At 30.4% G+C, this 388-nt stretch carries 1 protein-coding gene; it reads right to left on the reverse strand.

Annotated elements, in window-relative coordinates:
- Positions 1 to 180: 180 nt before the first annotated feature.
- Positions 181 to 388 (reverse strand): hypothetical protein (locus AB671_RS22585; protein ID WP_410492674.1); only part of this gene is annotated, 208 nt, incomplete at its 5' end.

The following is a 388-nucleotide window of genomic DNA, read 5'->3' on the forward strand; positions in this document are numbered from 1 at the left end:
TCTGCTCATCTTTATGTTTTTTATAAAGATAAAACTTTTGAGAGAGAGTTTGTAAAATAAAAAGCCACACGATACAATCGTGCGGCAGCGGGGGGGGTAAGTTCTCCACTTAAAGATAACATTTCTATTAATCCTCATTTCACAAGAAAACCACCCGAAGGTGGTTAAATTAGATTTTAATTAAGGATATCTCCCTGCTTCATATTCTTGAATATAATCATCCATTCCTCTTGAAGTTCCAAACTCAATTATCTTACCATCTTTATTTTCTACCAAAAATGGTGCATTACCTAAAAGCTTATACTCCCAATTTTTGGTTTCATAATATTTCTTTGAATGATATATAAAATAAATTCCATATTTTTTTTTAATCATTAAGTTTTCAGGT

It is taken from the genome of Chryseobacterium sp. BGARF1, assembly GCF_001677955.1.
Lineage (GTDB): Bacteria > Bacteroidota > Bacteroidia > Flavobacteriales > Weeksellaceae > Chryseobacterium.